The sequence below is a fragment of the Priestia sp. ST2 genome (genome assembly GCF_055810735.1).
The window spans coordinates 297108-317324 of the sequence record NZ_JBVVNT010000002.1 but is presented as its reverse complement, the minus strand read 5'-3'; the positions used below and the strand labels follow the sequence as shown (position 1 = coordinate 317324).

Annotated in this window: 21 protein-coding genes and 2 pseudogenes; 4 read left to right on the top strand and 19 right to left on the bottom strand. The window is 36.6% G+C overall.

What is annotated here, in order from left to right; translation table 11 throughout:
• Positions 1-725: 725 nt before the first annotated feature.
• From AC0KUU_RS08035 to gad, 5 genes and pseudogenes are all read right to left on the bottom strand, one after another.
• Positions 726-1381: pseudogene (locus AC0KUU_RS08035) on the bottom strand (immunity protein Imm33 domain-containing protein).
• Positions 1382-1493: 112 nt separating this feature from the next.
• Complete coding sequence (locus AC0KUU_RS08030) at positions 1494-2312, bottom strand: TetR family transcriptional regulator (RefSeq protein WP_102812759.1); 819 nt, start codon at positions 2310-2312, stop codon at positions 1494-1496.
• Between the two features lie 645 nt (positions 2313-2957).
• Positions 2958-3380 (bottom strand): annotated as a pseudogene (locus AC0KUU_RS08025) (DUF7832 domain-containing protein); the annotation flags it as partial.
• A gap of 308 nt (positions 3381-3688) precedes the next feature.
• Positions 3689-4702, bottom strand: coding sequence for a hypothetical protein (locus tag AC0KUU_RS08020; RefSeq protein WP_322552075.1), 1014 nt, complete (start codon positions 4700-4702; stop codon positions 3689-3691).
• A gap of 214 nt (positions 4703-4916) precedes the next feature.
• Entirely contained in the window at positions 4917-6320 is a 1404-nt protein-coding gene (gene gad, locus AC0KUU_RS08015; RefSeq protein WP_043982579.1) for a glutamate decarboxylase, read from the bottom strand.
• Positions 6321-6545: 225 nt separating this feature from the next.
• Between gad and AC0KUU_RS08010 the strand changes: the two genes are divergently transcribed.
• Positions 6546-7067 carry an LURP-one-related family protein gene (locus tag AC0KUU_RS08010; protein WP_043982581.1) on the top strand — a complete coding sequence of 174 codons (522 nt, stop codon included), beginning with the start codon at positions 6546-6548 and terminating at the stop codon, positions 7065-7067.
• 69 nt (positions 7068-7136) lie between these two features.
• Here AC0KUU_RS08010 and AC0KUU_RS08005 read toward each other — a convergent pair whose 3' ends face one another.
• From AC0KUU_RS08005 to AC0KUU_RS07950, 12 genes are all read right to left on the bottom strand, one after another.
• Positions 7137-7448, bottom strand: a complete 312-nt coding sequence (locus AC0KUU_RS08005) for a hypothetical protein (protein ID WP_043982582.1) — start codon at positions 7446-7448, stop codon at positions 7137-7139.
• A 141-nt stretch (positions 7449-7589) separates the two neighbouring features.
• Complete coding sequence (locus tag AC0KUU_RS08000; RefSeq protein ID WP_322552076.1) at positions 7590-9551, bottom strand: translation factor GTPase family protein; 1962 nt, start codon at positions 9549-9551, stop codon at positions 7590-7592.
• Between the two features lie 118 nt (positions 9552-9669).
• On the bottom strand, positions 9670-9852 hold the full coding sequence (locus AC0KUU_RS07995) for a hypothetical protein (protein ID WP_241771402.1): 183 nt from the start codon (positions 9850-9852) through the stop codon (positions 9670-9672).
• Between the two features lie 35 nt (positions 9853-9887).
• Positions 9888-10073, bottom strand: coding sequence for a hypothetical protein (locus AC0KUU_RS07990; protein WP_162214303.1), 186 nt, complete (start codon positions 10071-10073; stop codon positions 9888-9890).
• A gap of 219 nt (positions 10074-10292) precedes the next feature.
• Positions 10293-11087: a formate/nitrite transporter family protein gene (locus AC0KUU_RS07985; protein ID WP_237074934.1), complete on the bottom strand. Its 795-nt coding sequence runs from the start codon at positions 11085-11087 to the stop codon at positions 10293-10295.
• 188 nt (positions 11088-11275) lie between these two features.
• Positions 11276-11620 (bottom strand): Na-translocating system protein MpsC family protein, encoded by a 345-nt coding sequence (locus AC0KUU_RS07980; protein WP_013057171.1) that lies wholly within the window; start codon positions 11618-11620, stop codon positions 11276-11278.
• A 398-nt stretch (positions 11621-12018) separates the two neighbouring features.
• Positions 12019-12210 carry a hypothetical protein gene (locus AC0KUU_RS07975; protein ID WP_237074935.1) on the bottom strand — a complete coding sequence of 64 codons (192 nt, stop codon included), beginning with the start codon at positions 12208-12210 and terminating at the stop codon, positions 12019-12021.
• A gap of 118 nt (positions 12211-12328) precedes the next feature.
• Positions 12329-12520, bottom strand: coding sequence for a hypothetical protein (locus AC0KUU_RS07970; RefSeq protein ID WP_025751820.1), 192 nt, complete (start codon positions 12518-12520; stop codon positions 12329-12331).
• Positions 12521-12621: 101 nt separating this feature from the next.
• The gene (locus tag AC0KUU_RS07965; RefSeq protein ID WP_013083286.1) at positions 12622-13185 is read right to left on the bottom strand and encodes an MFS transporter; all 564 of its coding nucleotides are present in this window, start codon (positions 13183-13185) and stop codon (positions 12622-12624) included.
• Positions 13182-14618 carry an FAD-binding oxidoreductase gene (locus AC0KUU_RS07960; protein WP_237075036.1) on the bottom strand — a complete coding sequence of 479 codons (1437 nt, stop codon included), beginning with the start codon at positions 14616-14618 and terminating at the stop codon, positions 13182-13184. The genes AC0KUU_RS07965 and AC0KUU_RS07960 overlap by 4 nt, the downstream gene beginning before the upstream one ends.
• A gap of 197 nt (positions 14619-14815) precedes the next feature.
• Positions 14816-14956, bottom strand: coding sequence for a hypothetical protein (locus AC0KUU_RS07955; protein WP_016764236.1), 141 nt, complete (start codon positions 14954-14956; stop codon positions 14816-14818).
• A gap of 74 nt (positions 14957-15030) precedes the next feature.
• On the bottom strand, positions 15031-17013 hold the full coding sequence (locus AC0KUU_RS07950) for a methyl-accepting chemotaxis protein (RefSeq protein ID WP_322552077.1): 1983 nt from the start codon (positions 17011-17013) through the stop codon (positions 15031-15033).
• A gap of 149 nt (positions 17014-17162) precedes the next feature.
• Between AC0KUU_RS07950 and AC0KUU_RS07945 the strand changes: the two genes are divergently transcribed.
• Positions 17163-17387, top strand: a complete 225-nt coding sequence (locus AC0KUU_RS07945) for a hypothetical protein (RefSeq protein ID WP_014459961.1) — start codon at positions 17163-17165, stop codon at positions 17385-17387.
• Between the two features lie 29 nt (positions 17388-17416).
• Here the strand turns inward: AC0KUU_RS07945 and AC0KUU_RS07940 are convergent, their stop codons facing one another.
• Positions 17417-17917, bottom strand: a complete 501-nt coding sequence (locus AC0KUU_RS07940) for a metallophosphoesterase family protein (protein ID WP_322552078.1) — start codon at positions 17915-17917, stop codon at positions 17417-17419.
• 156 nt (positions 17918-18073) lie between these two features.
• On the opposite strand from AC0KUU_RS07940, the gene AC0KUU_RS07935 reads away from it, so the two are divergent.
• Both AC0KUU_RS07935 and AC0KUU_RS07930 read left to right on the top strand, forming a co-directional pair.
• Positions 18074-18373, top strand: coding sequence for a hypothetical protein (locus AC0KUU_RS07935; protein WP_013083290.1), 300 nt, complete (start codon positions 18074-18076; stop codon positions 18371-18373).
• Positions 18374-18521: 148 nt separating this feature from the next.
• Complete coding sequence (locus AC0KUU_RS07930) at positions 18522-19631, top strand: metallophosphoesterase (protein WP_043982594.1); 1110 nt, start codon at positions 18522-18524, stop codon at positions 19629-19631.
• A gap of 20 nt (positions 19632-19651) precedes the next feature.
• Here AC0KUU_RS07930 and mug read toward each other — a convergent pair whose 3' ends face one another.
• Complete coding sequence (gene mug, locus AC0KUU_RS07925; protein ID WP_043982596.1) at positions 19652-20164, bottom strand: G/U mismatch-specific DNA glycosylase; 513 nt, start codon at positions 20162-20164, stop codon at positions 19652-19654.
• Between the last annotated feature and the right edge of the window lie 53 nt (positions 20165-20217).

Below are 20217 nucleotides of genomic sequence, written 5' to 3'. Positions count from 1 at the left end.
AAACTCATTTGTTTTCAAAATCTATAAATATAAATCGAACTGATCAAACTTAAAAACAATCTGGTGAAATCAATATGCATTCTATAAAATCATATCAGCAATATTTGTTCTAATTGAACAAATATTGCTGATAATTAGTTTAGTGAGTTAAATCATATAAATACAAACCCTATCTCATTTTTAAATTATGTCTCACTATTATAAGTATACTTTGTTTATGAGACAGAATTCGTGTTTTACCTATTGGTTCCTAGAATATATATTATGTAAACTAGAAAAAGAAATAAAATCGTTAAGGTCTCCCTTGCTCTTAGAACCTTGGAATGTCTATCACCTTTTGCTTTTTCTTTAAAGTGTGTAGATTTGTTTTCAAGTCAGCTGGTTTTACTCTCATGATTTTAATTTGGAGCTGTAAACAGAACTCTTAAAAATCGACTGAATGATGCTTTTAAAGTCAAATGTGAAATAGTACAAGCTATAGATTATATCTTAGAAATGGTTAAAATGACCGCTCACTTAATCACAATCGCCTGAATACGCCAGTACGTATCATTTTATATGTAATCAAGTAACTCCTTATGGTTTATCCTAGAACTTTACAATTTTGTATCCCGAGTTTCAAGTAGCTATATTTGATGTAGAAGCGCAAAGAAAGGGAAAAAGAACAACTTCTTCCCCTCCGTTCGCTTGTCATACAAACTTTTCAAGTTACTAGTTGCAAGCTTTCACTCACTAAGGTATGTTTCCCAATCGTAGTCATGAATTCTATCAAATTTCCCAAACTCATTTCTTTCGTAAGCACATAGCGGTGATTTATTTATAAAAGCTAAAATTGAGTCATCAACATTTAAAGCAACTCCTAGAGCTACAATTTGAAAATTATTTGGATTACTAGTAAATTCATCGTCTTCGTATCCGATAAAGATAACCCATCCTGAATCATTTGGTTCATTTGGTTTATCTTTTAACAGAAAATTAAACTCGTTTCTTTCTAAAACATCATTGCTAACTGTTACGAGGGTATTAAAGTAATAGTCCATCTTTGCAGCGTCATCGTCTTCATATTCAGTATCACAAATATGTTCAGTGCCAAAATGCAGGATTTGACCAAGTTTTAAGCCCTTTAAATGATAAGGTTCATTATCAAGCTTTCCAACAAAGTTCTCTTTGTTTCTCCTTTGGAACCAGCTGTATCTGAATCACTAAAGAAAACTAACTTCACCAGGTCTCCCGCTTTTAATTTATCCGTCACCGCTTTTCTTGGCTTGTAAAATGTATAAGGAGATTCTTTGTTTCTTTCATAAACATTATCTAATTGCCAATATGTATTGCTATCCTCATGTTTTTTATTAGTAGAATGTTTTTTGAACCAACTTTTCATAAAATACATTACCTCTTTGATTTATATAATTTAAATTTCTTTAATTGGATACTGAGTTAAAATAGATTCTAACCCTTGAATAAACGCATCTGTGTAAGTCGAATTTTATGTTTTAATACTCTTTCGGGTTGATGATGGTGTAAACTTTTATGCTCTTTTCCTCAATCCCTATAAAATGAGCTTTTTGCCTTGTATCTAGTCCTCTAAGGGTTCCGCTTAACTTACCTATTTTTTTAGCACCACTGTCTTCTGCTTTCCAACTGTATAAAGTTCCTTCCTTGTTGTATGGGCTGTAAAAATAGCTATATTCTCCTCTAATACTTATTGCTTGTGATCCATGTAACGTTTCAGGAGTTTGATGTGCAATAAAAGAATTCTTCTCGGGATTTACTTCAATTAACTCAAAATCTGTATATGGATATAACCAAAGTGTCGTATTTTTACCTCTGCAAATTGCATAACAATCTGCAATGGATGGAGCATCTGGTAAATGAGTGTGATATTGAAAAGTTGGGGAACCTGTATTATCAAATAATACTAACCCTTCTGTTGATATCCCTTCACCAAAAACGCCTTCGTCGAAATAGCTGCACCATATTCCTTCTTTACTAACCGCTACGTCTTGCACAGCATCTCCACAATAGAATGACCGTATGACTTCTCCATCGATATTCATAATAAACAAATTGTGCTTTTCTCCCTTAGTTCTAGGATTCATTATCAAAAAATGCTTATAATCAATCCATCTGACAAAAGGATAGTTTATTTTTAAACGTGGATAAAGAGTAGTACCGTTTACAGACAATTCGAATCTATTATGGCGTTTTTGAACTAAGACCAGTCCATATTCATCTTTGTAATCTGCATCAATGATATTTAAACAATTATCATCAGGTTCGATGGTAAAAATAGTCGTCTCTACAATTCTCAAAGCTAGTCACCCCTTATATTATAAGAAAGCGGAAAACAAACTTTAAAATTAGAAATGAATAAAACTTCCCGCTTGCTTTGACCTTATTTATTTTCACTTAGGTTTAGTGGGTATGTAAATCTACTTTTACTCAGCCCACTTTTCTTCACTATCTATCCACTTGTTCTTATGTAAATCAAAAGATTTTATATCATCATGGAAGTCTAAATAGACAGGCAATTCAAAGCTTTTGCCACCCGCTTTATTCCAGCAGGAAACAAACCACCTTACAATAGTTTCTTCTTCAGCAGCAGAGATGGATTCTTCATTTTGCTCATAAAACTCCCAAAAAGCGTCCGAGTTTTCAGCAGGAAGATCATAGTATTGAGTCTCGTCAAATAAAGGATGACTACCTGAAAAAATCTTTCTGTCATTTCCTTCATAAAAACCTTCATTCGCTTCATCATCCATAGAAAACATCATAATAGACAAATCAAACGGTTGCATAAAAATCTCAAAGTCCAGCAAATCAATTCCTTCATAATAATGAAAAGTCTGTATCTCTTTTATGTTTGCAATCAATACATGTTCATTTTTTTGAAGATTTTCTTTTAAGGAACTAATATAATCGTCAATTGTAAACATCGTATTCCCCTTGGTCGTTGTTTTTTTATGTTTCCAGCTATTAAAACGCTCATTAAGTTTCGGTTTTAACGTTTCATAATTTCCCCATGTGTCTTTCACTTCGTAAAGAGATTTCACATGAGGAAATACTTCTTCATAATCATCCAAATAAACACCGTCTTTAAAGTCAAAATAGGATTTTGTAAAGGCATTACCCTCCTCATTTAACATATCACTTACAAATACACCATCCCAGTTCATGTATATTTCAGTTCCTGTCATTTTCTTTTGTTTAAATTTGATGATTTCATTAGCAGCCGCTTCTTTAAATTCTTTGCTATATAAATGGTTCTCAATAATCCACCCCAGATACATTCCCGTATGTACAAAACCTTGTTTATCATCTAACCCTTCTGGAAAGTCTCCCTCATAATGCCATTTTGCTTTATCATAAACCACTGTCATATTTTCCTTCTCTTTTTTTGCTTCTTTTATTCCTTCAGGTCTAGCTGATTCACTTCGAATCATAGAATTCGAGTTTTCTTCGCATCCTTGTAAAAATAAAAAAGTAAACATAAATAACGAAATGTATTTTAATTTGTGCAAAAGTGGTCCTCCAAGTCTAATAAAATATTTACTAATAGCAAAGCAGTAACAACTTTCAATTTCATCTATATCATCGCTCCATTTTTCAGAGGATTCCTATAAAATAAAAATTATACCTTAAAAAAAGAAGCCATTCCTTTTTAGGAACGCTTCTTTTTTTCTTTCTATTAGTAACCATCTACCGTAACATCAGTAATGGACCCATCACTAGGACTTACTTGATACCAATCTTGTGTAGCTGTATGTTCCTCTCCTGTTTCTTCATTATCCACAACATTTTCATAAACATGGATAATATAGTTTCCTGAATCGTCAACGTGATCATATGTTACAAGGAGAGGTGAATCTTCAGATATGCCTTGCTGATCACGAACTAGCTGGATAGCTTGCTCTTGGGAAACTGTTTGTTCGGCTGGTTCCTCTTCCTCAATTGCTTCTGTATCTTCTTCTTGCTCTGGTTCTGATTCCGATTCCGTTTGGACCTCATCTTCTGAATCAGCCTGAACTTCTTCCTCATCCGCTTTTGCCTGAGCTTCCTCTTCCTCCTGCTGTTTCTTCTCTTCTTCTGCTAAACGTTCTTCTTCCGCTTTGCGATCTGCTTCTGCCTGAGCTTCAGCTTCTGCATCAGCTTTGGCCTGCGCCTCTTCTTCTTTTTGTCGGTCTTCTTCTATCTGCGCATAGTAATCATCTAATTCCTTTTCCATTTGTTGCTGTTCAAGGTCTGATAATTGCTTTTGTTGTTCTTGTATTTGGTTTTGAAGCAAAGCAATTTGTTCTTCTGAAGCATTATCAACAAAATTGATGTTTTCTACATAATCACCACTGGCGTCAAAATTAACTTCCATCATACAAAAAACATTTTGCTCTTGATTAATACCATAGTAAATATACTGATTGTCACCTACTTGGATATACTGATAACCATTCATTACGTTTAATAAGTAATCGCGATCAGCCTCTTTAGAATTAACTGCTTTTTTAATGGTTGATGCTTTTGTTTGTAATGTATTTGGCGATGATTCTTTTACAGCCGTTTTATTGCCATTTTCTTTCGTATGAACCGCTGTTGATTTCTCTGTAGGCTCTTCTTTTTGCGATACAGTTTCACTGGACTCCTCGCTACAGGCTGCTAGCAATATAGCTAACAGCGGAATACCCAAAGCAACTTTCAACATTTTCATAGACTATTATCCCTTTTTTTTATCTTTTTTTAGGTTTTATATAATTCTAAAGAACTATAAAACCTTAGGGGTTATTATACCAAAATTAAGAAAATATAAGAATATTTTCTTGTGTTTTTTATGGAATTTTTTGAAAAAATTATCTTTTTATGCATAAAAAAACACAAAGCCATGCAATTTTTCATAACACGTCTTTGTGTTTTCGTAACAAATGTTAATGATGAAATCCATTGTCGTATTTCGTGTCTTTAAGAACAGGTCTATCCAATGAGTTAAGAAATTCAACGGCTTGTTTGAAATTAACCATAAATAAATGAGCCAGGTCCCTTGAAAATCCATTTCTAACGACAATGCGCATGATTGTTATTTCTTCCATGTCTGCAGGTAGTGGATAAGCAGGAACTTGCCATCCATACGTACGCAGTTGTCTAGACAAATCATAAAGCGTCCAGTTTGGTGTATATCCTTCTTTCAGTTTCCAAGCAAGAACCGGGATATCTGAACCATCAGCAAGAATTTCGAACGCTTCCATTTCTCCAATTTCTTTGCTGAGAAACAGCGCGTTTTCTTGGGAGGTTTTTTGCACGGCATAATAGCCGTCTTTACCTAAACGCAAGAAATTGTAGTACTGTAAAAGAACTTGTGCTCCTGGTCTAGAGAAGTTGAGCGCAAAAGTCGGCATGTTGCCTCCTAAATAAGAAACGCGGAAAATAAGATCTTCAGGCAAGTCTTCTTTTTCTCTCCAAATCACCCACCCTAAACCAGGGTAAACTAAACCATACTTGTGTCCTGATACGTTAATGGACTTTACTCGCGGCAAGCGGAAATCCCAGATAAGGTCTGGTTGAAGAAATGGAGCGATAAAACCTCCAGAAGCAGCGTCTACATGGATAGGTATATCCAACCCTGTTTTTTCTTGTAACTCATCTAATGCTTTTGCGATAGCAGCAATTGGTTCGTAAACTCCTGTATACGTCACTCCAAGAATCGGTACGACGCCAATTGTATTTTCGTCAACCGCATTAATGACGCCTTCTGCATCTAAATAAGGATGATCTGGATTAATGTTCACATAACGAGGTTCTACGTCCCAATAGTTTGCGAACTTCTCCCATACTACTTGAACGGATGAACTAAATACAATGTTCGGGCGGTCCGTTGATAGCCCTTTACTTTTACGCAGTTTCTGCCAGCGTCTTTTTAAAGCCAGTCCGCCAAGCATACATGCTTCAGATGAGCCTGTAGTAGAAACGCCCATCGTTGTATCAGGATTAGGTGAATTCCAAAGGTCCGCTAAAATACGTACGCATCTCTCTTCAATAGCCGCTGTCTGCGGATACTCGTCTTTATCAATCATATTTTTATCAAAAGACTCTCCGTACAAACGCTTTGCATCAGGTTCCATCCACGTAGTAACAAACGTAGCTAAATTTAAACGGGCATTTCCGTCTAAAGCAATTTCATCATGAATGATTTGATAAGCTGTTTCTGGAAGCATACCTTGATCACTGATACGCAGCCTTGGAATCGTCACTTCTCCTTGTCGAGAAAAAAGCGGATTAACAGGAAATTCATCAGGTAAATTTTTTTGTTCACGATGCGGGTGCCATTGAGGCATAAAGTATCATCTCCTTATGTATATCTAACAAATTACTTTACGTTCCACCTGGTGTTGTAACAAGCAGGTCTCCTTTACACATTATGAGCTTTGAAACCTATTTTCATTCTTCTCATTATCCGTAGCACGTAAGGATGAACTTTATTTAATAATACCCATGAAAACGGTCTTACCAAACTCAAAAGGTGTAAAATATGGTAATATATTGTAAAAGGAGGTTTTTAAATGGAGAAACAAGGGATTATCTTGCAAGATAAGTTTTTCGAGTTAGGTGAATCTCCTATCTATAATGAATCACAAGACGTTATTGGAAATGTCGCATATAAGTTATCTATTGCTAATAAATTTGAGATTTTAAAGGACGAAGAAATTATATTTACAGGTAAATCTAAAATGTTTGCCCTTATGCCGAAGCTGATTATTTCTGATTCCCACGGAAATGAAGTTGGCATGATTCAGCGAAAATTTACTTTTTTTAAAAAGAAGTATCTTTATATCAGAAACGATGGCGATACATATGAAATTACTGGGAATATAACAGATCGCAAATTCGACGTTTTGCGTTCCGGCGTTCCTATTATTCAAGTCCGCACACTCTCTTCCTTTCTGTCATTACGTCCCCACACGTTTGCTTTAGAATTTCTCGAACCTGATCTTGATAAGTGGGAAGGAATTGCGGTTGTACAAGGCGTAAGGATGATGGTGAAAGACGAAAACAGCAGTACAGCTACTGCTCCCGCTCAATAGTGGTTATAGAAGGTTATATGATATAAAAAAACGAACAAACTTTATATTGAAGTTTGTTCGTTTTTTTAATTAAGGGCCAAATACTAATGTACCGATAACATGGTAGCCAATTGGTACAAGAAACAAGATGATATTTAAAATAATCGCCCATAGACAGAGCTTGTCTTTTTTTATAAAAAACCCAATAATTGCAGGAACAATCATGAGCGGAACTAAAAAGATAGGTGCGATAATAGGCAGTCCTTGAAGCTTTTCAGCCGCAATAAGTCCTATAAAAAAGTTAAGGATCAATAAAGTATTAATAATGACGTATAAAAGTGAAATTCCTCCAAGAATCCCACCTATTATACCGCTTTTAGTTGTATTAACAGTAGCATCCACGTTTCTGTCACCTCTTTTTTAGAAATATAAGTAAACTATACTATAATGTGGTTTTTATTGTAAAGGTATGGAGAAAACAGCTGTTGAAAGATTGCAAAGATTGCTACGAAAAAAGCACTGTAGCAATCGCTACAGTGCTTTTTATAAACAGTGCATTTTTTCCTCTGCTTCCTTCCAAGAAACCGTATAGCCCTGTCCTTTGGCGCAAAAGACGGATGATGAGCTGTATTCGGGATCCGCCTCTTTATTGTAGCGGATTTGTTCAATCACTTCTGCTTCATTATGACAGCGTTCATACCCTCCGAATAACAGAGACATCGCTCCTTTTCCATGCGTAAAAGATGCTAGCGTCGAACCGTAGGTCATAAAAGTAGCAACAGGAACTTTGCCTGTAATAATCGCTTTGTTTCCGGTTGTTTCAGGGGAATCAAAGCGACCGTTTGCACTTTGAACATCCGCTAATACCCTCCCCATTTGATCAATATCTACTTTAATTTTGAAATCATAATACGGTTCTAGCACAATATTTTCTGCTTTTTCTAACCCTTGTCGCAGTGCACGGTACGTTGCTTCTCTAAAATCTCCTCCGCTTGTATGCTTGTTGTGAGCTCGTCCAGTACATAATGTCACTTTTATATCAGTAATAGGTGAACCCGTTAACAAACCATGATGCGGCTTTTCAAATATATGCTGACGGACTAGATTTTGATACCCCACGGATAAATCGTCGGCGTGACAAGCATTTTCAAAAGTAATTCCGCTGTTTCGTTCCGCTGCTTCTATTTTCAAATGAACTTCTGCATAGTGTTTCAACGGTTCAAAATGCCCGTATCCCATCACTGTATTTTGAATGGATTCTTTGTACAAAATTTCTGGTTCTTCAAACTGTACGTTTATATTAAAACGTTCTTTTATCAGTTTTTCGAGAACTTCTAGCTGAATTGCTCCCATCACATGAATATGAAGCTCTTGAGTCCTTTCTTCCCACGTCACATGTAAAGAAGGGTCTTCAGCATCTAATAATTGAAAAAGTTTAATTCCTTCTTTTGGATGAACAGAAGGCTCAAAAACAACTTTTGATTTTAACGTAGGCAAAAGTTCGTAGGAGCGGCCTTCTTTTAATGTTCCAAGACCGTCTCCAATCGATGCTGAAGACAACCCTGTAACCGCAAAAAGTTCGCCAGCTGAACCTTCATTTACGTTTTCAAATGTACTTCCGTTATAAGCACGAATTCGAGTGATTTTTTCTTCGTATAGCTCTCCGTTTTTTTCATAAGCCACTTCATCACGCACCTGCATTGTCCCGCTTAGAGCTTTGATAAACGTGATGCGCATGCCGTTTTCATCGTGCCGAATTTTATATACACGACCTGAAAATGCTTCTTCCTTCGAGTAGCGAGTTTCTGTTAGCAAATCGAGCTTCTCTAAAAAACTTTCAATGCCGATATCTTGTAAAGCTGAACCACAAGCACACGGGAAAAGCTGATTGGTTTGAATAAGCTTTTGCATAGCTGCTTTCCAATAAGCTTGATCATTCTTGCCTTCCATAAATGCATCTAAAAGCTCTTCATCTTTTTCAGCTATAAATTCAATAAGTTCCTCACTTAACGAGCCATCTATAAGCTCTGACGTTATGTCAAAAACATCGGGGGTTAAGTTATGTTTAATATCGTTTATAACACGTTCAGGATTTGCTCCTACACGATCGATTTTATTGATGAAAAAGAATACGGGCACACGATGTTTTTGAAGCAGCTGCCAAACGGTTTCTGTATGGCCTTCGACTCCTTCTACTGCACTTAAGATAACAATTGCATAGTCCATCACTTGAATAGAACGTTCCATTTCAGGTGAAAAATCGACGTGGCCAGGCGTATCAATTAAATAGTAAGTAGAACCGTTATATGAAAAAGTTCCTTGATCGGCAAATACCGTAATTCCTCGTTCTTTTTCAATCGTATGGGTATCAAGAAAGGAATCTTTGTGGTCGACTCTTCCTCGTTGTTTAATACTTTTGGTATGATAAAGAAGCTGTTCGGAAAACGTTGTCTTTCCTGCATCGACATGCGCTACGATACCGATCGTTTTGCTAGATTGTTTCATTATATTAAATACCACCTTACTGCTGCATGTATAGCTGTTACTTTCTATTTTATAATAATCTTAAGAAAAAGTGGACGACAAAGGCCTAGAACTGCTCACACCAAAAAAGAATGCGTGATTAAACATCGCATTCCCTTTTTGTACGGCGTTTAATATCTTTTTTGCCTTTCACTATAAAAATAGCTGCTATAAAGCACCCAATTCCAGATAAATGCATGATGTTATTACCTGTCGCGCCTAGACTGTTACTGGTCAACCCAACTAAAATGCTGCCAAATATAATCAATAAAACAGCAAACATGAACTTCAATTTTTTCACTCTCCTTTAATACGCTATTAAATATGATTTGCATACGGATCATATACACCAGTGATTAATAATAGACCTGCTGATAAAATCAATGTTCCTGCGATTAACAAACTGTTGCTACATACCTTTTTTCTCTTTTTGCGTAAAAACATTCCTGATATAAGAAATAGTAGTGCGACAGATAGCAGAATCAATCCTATACCAATATTCACTCTTTCTTTCTCTCCCTTGCCAATGTATTCTCTACCATCTAGTTAACCATAATATTATTATGGGAATAAAAAACGAACTTGACCCTTTACCGAACCTTAATTGTTTTATATGTTATCATACATAAATTGTTAAAAGTACATTTTTTCACCTTTCATTATCAAAAAAGCAGCCTCTTTACTAAGAGACTGCTTTTTTTTTATGACAACTGATAAAACCGCTTAAGAAGCTTTTTTTAATTGTTCTTTTTGTTTCCGTTGATAAGAAGAAAAATAAATAAGGCCTACAAATACAGCTCCTCCTATCATATTTCCAATAAAGGTAGGGATAATATTTGCAATAAAATCAATCCATGTAAAGTGACCTGCAAAAATAGCGGCGGGAATAATAAACATATTGGCTACAACGTGCTGAAAGCCAATCGCAACAAATGCCATAATCGGAAACCAAATACCAAGAATTTTCCCCGTAACATCGTCAGCGCCGTATGAAAGCCAAATAGCTAAACATACAAGCCAGTTGCAGCCCACAGCAGAAATAAGCGTTTTAAAAAACGAATCATCAATTTTAACTTGAGCAATTGCTATCGTTTTATCTAAAAAAGGCCCTGTTTCTGTTAAACCTACAATATGTCCAAAGAAATATGCAATAAACACAGCACCTAAAAAGTTAGCAAGCGTGACCCAAAACCAGTTATGAAACAAGTGACGAAGTGAAATTTTTCTTGCATACAGGGCAATGGAAACAGACATCATATTCCCCGTAATAAGCTCCGCTCCCCCAAGTACGACCAGCATAAGACCTACAGGAAAGACGGCCCCTCCTAAAAGATTCGATAAACTTCCCCATTCAGCCGGTAAATTACCAATGACGCGTACATCTAGTAAAAAACCAAGCGCAATAAACGCGCCTCCTAAAAACCCAAGCATGAGAATGGAAGAAAGGGATAGCTTCGTTTTTGAAACCCCCGCTTCTAAAGCGATGTTTAACATTTTATCCGGCTTGTGAAATGCCATAAAACTCCTCCTTAACTAAAAAAGGCAGCACTCAAAAACACCTTTTACACAAGGTTTTTGAATGCTGCCTAATAATCCTGCACTTTCTTTACAGTATATCAGTCATCATTATCTATAATAAAATCAAATAAAAAACAAGCAGATCCTACTTCTCTTTCATTTAATTAAATTATGTATTTTACGTTGTTCTACTGAATATTGGTTTCAAACACAAACACAGAAACAGCGATATCTTCTTCTACTTTGATATCAGAAAATAAGTACTCCAGCTTAGCTCCTAACAAGTCTTCAAGCCCCTCTGGAGGAGATGAAGCGTAAAGGTTTTGAATAAGCTTTGTTCTTGCCATATGTACCGTCTCTTTACCTTCGGTTGTTCTCGCGATAAATTGTTCAGCTGGCGTTAAGTTGCCGTACAAAGTTGAAATAGCCATATTTTGAACAAATACAGTATGAATTCGTTCTGGACCTTTTCCAAAAAGTTTTTTGCGCAGCTTTCGGATAATATCATTAAAATCATGTATTTTCTTAGACACTGGTGTATGCCTCCGCTTATCTCGAGTATGTCTCCCTTGCTCATTCAAGTTTTCAACTAAGAATAAGTTACATTATACATGACGACGTTTACATTGTATACAATGTATCTGTTTTATCCCCGTTAATCCAAATCATCGCAAAACCATTACGAAATGATAAAAAAAATCCTTCACTTATTAAAGTGAAGGATTACCTTTATATCTCTACTTAAAGGTTACAAATGGATTCTCAGTTATCAAAGAAATAACTAAGAACTTTGACAAAATAGCATGTCAAAATAGTCAAGTGGTATGTTTGTACCAGTAGTTAATGCTATCACGTTAAAGCCATGGAATCCAATTAGTTTACTTTCATAATACTTTATTTAATTTAAATATCCTTTTTTGATAGGAAACCCTTAATCTTCATCACGATCTGCTCTAAATTCATCATCAGATAATGAATTTAGTTGGTGGCTAAGCTTTTCGTAGTTATCTTGTTTCTGATTTTGTTGTACATCACTAGATATAGGAGTTTCACTAGAAACAGTAGATTTTTTTCTCGTCTCTTCGCCTCCGCTAACTCCAAACCCAACATTGTTATCTGTCATCGGATTCACCTCTTTAACTGTTATTATGGAGAATTGCTCTAAAAAAATAACAGGAAATAAAAGGGGTTCCCACTTAGCTAATAGCGGTCCAAGCTTCCTTACTTACACCAAATCGTATTTAAATAAGGAAATGACCTGCTTTAACCCCATAGGCAATACCAACAAAAAAACTTGCTATACCTAGTGTTTGACTTTTACATACATACTTTATAGTTAAGCCTGGAATCAGACCCCATATAATGATGAAAATAGCGAACGATACTATAATAGAAGACCATGCATCTTGCCCTGATATACTTATACCTTGCATAAACGTTTCTCCTTTCAGTACTTATATCGGGAGAACATAAATTTTTTATAGTATCTTATAATACGAACTAAAAAATTCAAGTGACCTGTCCATATATGCTTTTACAGCGAATGGTGGCGTTCAAGCTCGACTGTTTTTGGTTTTTGCCATATTAATACCCCTGCCGCTACATACATAAACGAAGTGATGTAAAAAAGGCTGCCGATTGTAAGGAAATCAATGATATACCCTGTTGCAATCACGGCTAAAGCTGCCCATATAGAGGTCCATAAATGATAGTGTCCTACTTGTTTTCCTGTATGAGCACGATCTGTCTGCCTAGATAACGCTATTTTTTCTGCTGTTTTTTGAAGAGCTCCAAGTAGCCCCATTATAACTTGAATGATATACACCTGCGTAATAGTTGATAGAACGGGAATCACAAGCATAACAACCGCCATCCCAAACGTATATAAAATGAGCAAGCGCTTTTCTCCTACTCTGTCACTCCATGAACCGATTAAAGGGTGACTCAAAGCTGCGGTTAAAGCAAAAATTCCGTAAGCTAAGCCAAATTGTGAATAACTATCGCCAAGATTTCGAAGCAGTAAAAGGTAAAAAGGAAAAACAATACTGCTTGCAGTAATCATCAGGCTTTGTGAGTGTAAGAGTTGTTTGTACGTCATTTTCCATACTCCTTATAAAATAAATTAACGAACGTTTCCTTTGGATCATAATTTCTTTTTAAATTAAAAAAGGCGGTTGTATGAGGGTAAGCCTCTTCTAATTGCTTCTTGCTTGGGTAGCCGTAGTAAGGCAAGTAATAGCTTCCCTGGTGCTGCAGCGTTACATCCACCATTTTTCTGACAACTCTTTGTGTATCAGCCATGCCTTGATGGTCTTTTTTCTGGTTAATAAGGAAAACGAGAGCAAACATGTCGTCTTTTGCATAAGACATGACGGCTTTATTGTCTTTTTCTACATAGCGAACAGTAATGTTCAGTAAATTTAATTTCTCTGTTGCTAACACTTCGCGTAAATCATCGATGTAAGAAGCAAATTCATCAACCGGAACGAAGTATTCTTGTAAAACTTCCGTCCGGCTAGCACTTTCGTATTCCATAAAATCACTTTCAGAACGCATAACATTATTTCTTGTTTCAAGCCGTCCATTTTGTCTTAAAAAATAAGCCTTTTGTGTTTCCCACAGCATATCTTTTCCCCAGTCACTGTAACGAGACAGTCCTAGCATAAATTTAGGAAGTGCCACTATTTTTTCTGTTTTGAGCGGTTCTTTTACAGTAGAAGTATTTTGAGAAGATAAGCGATAGTTTGTGACGTACATATCTGTTAGCAATTGATTAGGAGAAACAGAAATACGCGCCATATGCATACGAACGTCAGGGTTATGCTGTACGTAGTTTTTAAAATACGCTGTATACTGTCTATAATCTAAGCGGATAATTTCATCTTCGTACCATTCATCGTCCGTCAAACGAAGCGTCACATCTAAAATGACTCCAAATAACCCGTAGCCTCCGTTTACTAAAGAAAACAGCTCAGGGTGTTTTGTCCGGCTAATTTCGATAATAGACCCGTCGGCCTGCAGGAGACGCATAGATTTTACCGTATCCATTAAAGAACCGTATCGAATATCTCTGCCGTGTACGTTCACGCTAATAGAACCTCCAACGGTAAAAATATTTTGTGATTGCATAACCTGAAGAGCAAGGCCGTCTTTATGTATATATTGCTGAATATCATTCCACGTTGTCCCGCTTTGAACCGTAATTTCTTTTTGACGTGGCTTGTAATCTACAATTTTATTGTACTGCTTCATATCAAGTAAAATAGCATTCGGATAATACGTCTGCCCTCCTTGACTGTGCTGCATGCCTGAAATCGCTATTTTTTCATGATGCTGTGAAGCGGTTTTCACCCAATCTTTCAGCTGTTTTTCAGTTGTTCCGTGCTTTATTTCTTTGACTTTTGTAGGAAGAAGCCGAGCAACATCTTTCGTTACAGGACGGCTTTGCTGCTGTTTATAAATATGATAGGAGGCATATGAACCTACTAGATAAAAAGATAAAAAAGTTCCTAACAACACGTTTTTCTTCATCACAAACTGTAAGCTCCTTTCTTTATTTTTGTGAAATTATACTATATCAAAAGTGAAATAACACTACAAAAGTGTAATTTTACACTATATTATAATTCATTTTGAGAAAGTATATGAAAAAAACTTGTAATTTAGTGTATGTTAACCTTATTGAAACAAAAAAAGAAAAGACCTAGCGTCTTTTCTTTTTTGTTTCTTTATTTTTCAGCTTCGTATGCAACTAAAGCTACTCTTTTTCCTAACGTTTGTTGAAACTGCTCTTCTAGCTGTTTCAGCTTCGCATGCATATCATCGTTAATTGAAGCTGGCTCAAAGGTCATTTTTGTTTGCTCCATCATACTGTCACCTCTTTCATGTGTGTATGTTCTACTTTTTCCAATATAAAAGAGGTCTATGACGATTTGACGAAAGTTTACAAATTAAATTTGCTAATGAGCGCTGTTAATTGTTCTGCCATTTGAGACAGAGATTGTACGGAAACAGCAATTTCCTCCATTGAAGCCAGCTGTTCTTCAGTTGATGCGGCCACTTCTTCAGATGTAGCTGCATTTCCTTTAGCAAGGATCGCCATTTCACCTGCTGTACGAGCCACTTCTTCAACCGCTGCTGAAATTTGCTGAGCAGTCGCAGCCACTTCTTCTACTTGCGGAGTCGTTTCATTCATGCTGCTTAGAATTTGTTCAAATTTTTGAATAGCCGTTTGTGAAATTGTTCGTCCTTCTTCAACTTTATTTGTAACTTGCTCCATTGTATTTACAGATTCCTGAGTATCTTGTTGAATAGCTTGAATAAGCTCAGAAATTTGAGACGCGGACACTTGTGATTGTTCTGCCAGCTTTCTCACTTCCGCTGCTACAACGGAAAATCCTTTTCCATGTTCTCCAGCTCGTGCCGCTTCGATTGCAGCATTTAAGGCTAGTAAATTTGTTTGAGCAGCAATACCGCTGATTACTTCTAAAATGGTTCCAACTTCTTTTGAACGTTGAAACAAAGTACGAATCGTTGTATTAGATAGCTCAACGGATTGAGAAATGGATTCCATTTGTTCGACCGTTTCTCTCACGGCTTTTTCGCCTTCTACAGCTTCAGACGTTGTGTGATTTGATAGCTGAGAAACAGCTTCTGTACGCTGAGCAATAGTAGAAACTCCTTGTACAATCTCATCTAAAGAAGCTGCATTTTGGTCAATAACAGCCGTTTGTTTTTCCGCGCTAGAAGCCACTTCTTGTATCGCAACTGATACTTGTTCAGTCGCAGCGCTCGTTTGCTGTGAGCTGGCCGTTAGCTCTTCTGAAGAAGCAGCCACTTGCTCTGCACTCATTTCAACATTTTGAATTAATGTGCGAAGATTGTTTTGCATCTGACTAAAAGCATACCCTAACTCGCCGATTTCATCCTTTGAATTGACGGTAATCGCTGTTGTCAGATCTCCTTCACTAACGCTCAGAGCCTGATTCTTAAGCTGTTTGAGCGGTTTAATAATTGATTGCAATACCACAAAAATGGTAAGACTCCCGATTATCAGACAAGCTACAATAATAAATAGTGTTTTGTAAAAGATAGGCTGTGCAGCTTCACTAACTTCTGATGAATACATAGTGCCTGCAACTTTCCAGCTTGTTGTTTTATTTGTCGTAAAGACCATCTTTTTTTCATCCCCGTTAAAGGTATATTCAAAAGACCCAGAGCTCTTTGCATAAAGCTTGTCAAAAAGAGAATCTGTCGCTTTTGTACCTACTTTTTCCGCAGGGTGAACAATATATTTTCTTTCTCCATCTAAAAGAAATGGATATCCTTTTTCTCCGATTTTTACTTTGCTGACAGCTTTATTAATGCGGCTAATATCTAAATTTAAAGCAATAACCCCTGTGCCATCCGCCGATGTTTTCGCTACAGTAATAACGGTCTGACCTGTAGAGGCTGATGGATAAGGTTCAGTGACAACTGTTTTTCCTTTGTTTTGCATGGCTAGCTTGTACCAATCTCGTTTTCTGGGATCATAGCCTGCTTGTAGCACTTTTTTAGGCGATTGAATAAACTTTCCCTGCTGATTTCCTGTAAAAATGCTGATAGCCTCTGGATGAAGCGAAGCATATAAGTTAAAATTTTTCCTTAAAGTAGCCATATCTTTTTCATTGTAGCGCTCGTTGTTTACCACTGATGCAAAAAACTCTACATCATGAATTTTTGGTCCAATGGTATCGTCAATCACTGAATTAATAGACTGTACATTTTGCTGTGCTGTGTTAATAATTTGGTTTTCAATTTCATGTTTCGCCGTTATGTAAGCTGATACACCTATCGTAACAGATGGCACCAATAAGATCGCTGCAAATGCTAGCACCAGCTTTGTCTTAAAGTTATTAAGGGACCTTTTTTTTCTTACTCTCTCCATGCTATGTAGCCTCTCTCTCCGTAGTTAAAAGTGATTGTGCACTTTCTTTCTATCGGCAAGACTTCATATTCCTTTAGTCATCGAGTGTATACATAATTAACAATGGGTGTGAAAAGATAAGAGTACGATAAAAAAAGTAGGTGATTTTAATGGAAGAAAGTAAAAACAGCAAGTCTTTTTCAATGTTTGAAACAGAAAAGGTTCAGCGCGGGGAAGAAAAAGATATTTTTAATATCTATAAAGAAGGAGTAAAAATTGCGGAAGTACGAGGAACGGATCCTCAAACTCAGCAGGTTATTCCGATGCATGACTTAAATGATTACGAAGAAAATAAGCTTCACGAATATATTGCTCATTTAGACCATACAACGTAAAAATGCTAAAACAAGAGTCCTCTCTTGTTTTAGTCTTTAGAATCATAAAAAACATGTTCAAAACGCAGTGTGTTTTTTTGTATGTACAGAAGTCCAAACGAAAATTGCTTTTCCCGCCGCTTGTCAGTAGCGGAACCTGGATTAAACAACGTAATATCACCAATTTGTTTATGAAGAGGAATGTGAGAATGACCAAAAATTACTGCGTCGACTTGTTCATGTTCAAATGCCAAAAGTGCACGTTTTTCAGTCGTTTTTCCTTTGCCATGACCGTGGGTTACGCCAATCGTAACGTCGTCAAACGGAAGAAGTAATGAAGATGGAAGTACTTGCTGAAGCTCTTCACTGTCTACATTTCCAATTACCCCATGTACAGGAGCAAACACACGCAGGTCATTGTAGACATCTGTCGTTTGAAAATCCCCCGTATGAATAATAGCATCAGCTGTTTTCAGTTCGGCTAAGAGTCTTTTCGGAAAATGTTTCGCTCTTTTTGGAATATGAGTGTCACCTAAAATAACAATCTTCATTTATGATACGCTCCTTTTTCATTCAATATGGTGTAGTGTAGCGTATTGCGTTGGAATGAAGCAACTCTATCCGGAGCGTCAGGCAAAAAATTTCTCTTTTTCGTTTAAGTTTGCGAAAATACGTTACATACCAAGTTACAGAATGGAGTTTTCAAAATGGAAGTAAAAATTAATCGAAACGCAGCAAAAGTGTTAAAAAATGCATTGGCTAGCCCAGAAGGTCAAGGAAAAATGATTCGTGTATATGTAACTATCGACCACGGTGATCACGCGCATTATGATTGGAAATTCGATACGCCGACTGAACATGATGAAATCGTAAAAACAGATAAAGATATCGATATCGTTTTAGATAAACGCGAGAAATTTTTAGAAGGCGTATGGATTCAATATTTCCACGTTCCAGAGCCTGAATTTGTGATTAGCAGCCTTCACCACGCGCATCACCATCATTAATACAAAAAACACACCTTGTTTTATAGGTGTGTTTTTTCGTTTGTGTGACAAGCAAAAATTTTATTGATAAGAAGAAGAGATAAAATTTTGTTGAAGCAATAAAAATGAGCTATAGTGGAATTACGGATGAAAGAAAAGAGGTTAGCGTATGAAAGTAAGTGTGTTAGTAAGGTCTATTTTAGTTGTTATTTTATATAATTTATTCGTTCTGTACATCGGATGGAACGCTTGGATGTGGTTTCACACAATGTTTGAAGTGGAAAACAAATGGATTCTTACAGTGATCGTTGTCTTTTTTGCTTATTCCTTTATCATCAGTCGTGCGTTTCAACAAGTGAGCATATTTAAAATTGTGGGATCGTACTGGTTAGGATTTATTCAATATTCGGTTCTTTTGCTTCCTATAAGTAATTTAGCCGTCTATATCCTTACTCTTCTAGGCGCTTCGCTTTCTACAGCTATCGATTCAATTGGATTTTTCGTAATTGCCGCTTTTTTATTCATTTTTGCTTACGGTACGTATAATGCTTACAGTCCTGTGGTAAGAAAATATACGATTTCGCTTGCTAAAAAGACGAATCGGAAAAACCTTCGCATTGCTGTAGCATCTGATATGCACTTTGGCACATTGTCCGGCAAAAAACATTTGCAGCGGTTAATCACTCATGTACAAAAGATACAGCCGGATCTTATTTTACTTCCTGGAGATATTATTGACGATGATCCCCACGTATTCTTTAAAAAAGAAATGGATTCTATGATGAAGCAGCTCAAAGCGCCTTTAGGCACGTATGGAATTTTGGGAAACCATGAGTATTACGGCGGGAAGATCCCTCAGTTTGTGGAGAGAATGAAAGAAATGAACATCCCTATTTTAATGGATGAAGTGTTAAATATAGGTGATAGCTTGTATTTAATAGGCAGAAAAGACAAGACGGACAAAAATCGAGACAGCTTTTTCGATTTAGCGAGTGAAACGGATCGTTCTCTTCCTGTCATTGCGATGGATCATCAGCCGCTTTCTTTAAAAGAAGCGGAACAAGCAGGCGTGGATTTACTTCTATGCGGCCATACTCACAGAGGACAAATGGCACCTAATCATTTAATCACAAAGCGGTTATTTGAAATTGATTGGGGCTACAAGCAAAATAACCAACTGCATACCATTGTCTCTTCAGGATTTGGCTTTTGGGGTCCTCCGCTTCGAATCGGGAGCCGATCAGAAATTATTCAAATTGATATTTCGTTTACAAAATAGAGAAAGCCCTAGGGCTTTCTCTATTTTAATGTACGCAGCAACGTCGGAAGCTCTGCATAAATGGCGACTACTTCATCTACTTTCATTCGAACGAGCCCGCTCGAAGACGGGGCAACAAAGTCCATTATTCCTGATACCATCGATTTCTCTTGTTTACCCCACTTTACTTGCTTGCGTCCGCTGTACTGCTGGTAGACACCTTTTCCAACAAAGCAAACGATTTTAGGCGTATATGTAGCTATTTTTTTCTTTAAGATTTCTCTGCCTTCTGCATATTCTTCTTTGGTAATCTCATCAGCTGCTTTTGTAGGACGCTCTACAATATTTGTTAAACCGTACCCCAGCTGGAGCAGCGAGTGATCTTCCTCCGGATGATATTTACGATCTGTCAAACCTGCTTTGTGAAGAATCGTCCAGAAGCGATTGGTTGGATTCGCAAAATGATGACCCGTTTCACCTGAACGGATGCTTGGATTAAACCCGACAAATAAAATATCTAAGTTGGGGTGTATATGATCAAAAATAGAATTCATAGTCATACGCTCCTTACAATATAAAAAGAAAACATCCAGATGGGATGTTTTCT

Excerpts from the sequence above, each read along its gene's own strand:
- mug (WP_043982596.1), bottom strand. The coding sequence starts at position 20,164 with ATGAATTCTATTTTTGATCATATACACCCCAACTTAGATATTTTATTT.
- AC0KUU_RS07930 (WP_043982594.1), top strand. The coding sequence starts at position 18,522 with ATGAAAGTAAGTGTGTTAGTAAGGTCTATTTTAGTTGTTATTTTATAT.
- AC0KUU_RS07955 (WP_016764236.1), bottom strand. The coding sequence starts at position 14,956 with ATGATGGAGCAAACAAAAATGACCTTTGAGCCAGCTTCAATTAACGAT.
- AC0KUU_RS07970 (WP_025751820.1), bottom strand. The coding sequence starts at position 12,520 with ATGCAAGGTATAAGTATATCAGGGCAAGATGCATGGTCTTCTATTATA.
- AC0KUU_RS07975 (WP_237074935.1), bottom strand. The coding sequence starts at position 12,210 with ATGACAGATAACAATGTTGGGTTTGGAGTTAGCGGAGGCGAAGAGACG.
- AC0KUU_RS07965 (WP_013083286.1), bottom strand. The coding sequence starts at position 13,185 with ATGACGTACAAACAACTCTTACACTCACAAAGCCTGATGATTACTGCA.
- AC0KUU_RS07950 (WP_322552077.1), bottom strand. The coding sequence starts at position 17,013 with ATGGAGAGAGTAAGAAAAAAAAGGTCCCTTAATAACTTTAAGACAAAG.
- gad (WP_043982579.1), bottom strand. The coding sequence starts at position 6,320 with ATGCCTCAATGGCACCCGCATCGTGAACAAAAAAATTTACCTGATGAA.
- AC0KUU_RS07945 (WP_014459961.1), top strand. The coding sequence starts at position 17,163 with ATGGAAGAAAGTAAAAACAGCAAGTCTTTTTCAATGTTTGAAACAGAA.
- AC0KUU_RS08010 (WP_043982581.1), top strand. The coding sequence starts at position 6,546 with ATGGAGAAACAAGGGATTATCTTGCAAGATAAGTTTTTCGAGTTAGGT.
- AC0KUU_RS08020 (WP_322552075.1), bottom strand. The coding sequence starts at position 4,702 with ATGAAAATGTTGAAAGTTGCTTTGGGTATTCCGCTGTTAGCTATATTG.
- AC0KUU_RS07995 (WP_241771402.1), bottom strand. The coding sequence starts at position 9,852 with ATGTTTGCTGTTTTATTGATTATATTTGGCAGCATTTTAGTTGGGTTG.
- AC0KUU_RS07985 (WP_237074934.1), bottom strand. The coding sequence starts at position 11,087 with ATGGCATTTCACAAGCCGGATAAAATGTTAAACATCGCTTTAGAAGCG.
- AC0KUU_RS07935 (WP_013083290.1), top strand. The coding sequence starts at position 18,074 with ATGGAAGTAAAAATTAATCGAAACGCAGCAAAAGTGTTAAAAAATGCA.
- AC0KUU_RS07960 (WP_237075036.1), bottom strand. The coding sequence starts at position 14,618 with ATGAAGAAAAACGTGTTGTTAGGAACTTTTTTATCTTTTTATCTAGTA.
- AC0KUU_RS08000 (WP_322552076.1), bottom strand. The coding sequence starts at position 9,551 with ATGAAACAATCTAGCAAAACGATCGGTATCGTAGCGCATGTCGATGCA.
- AC0KUU_RS07940 (WP_322552078.1), bottom strand. The coding sequence starts at position 17,917 with ATGAAGATTGTTATTTTAGGTGACACTCATATTCCAAAAAGAGCGAAA.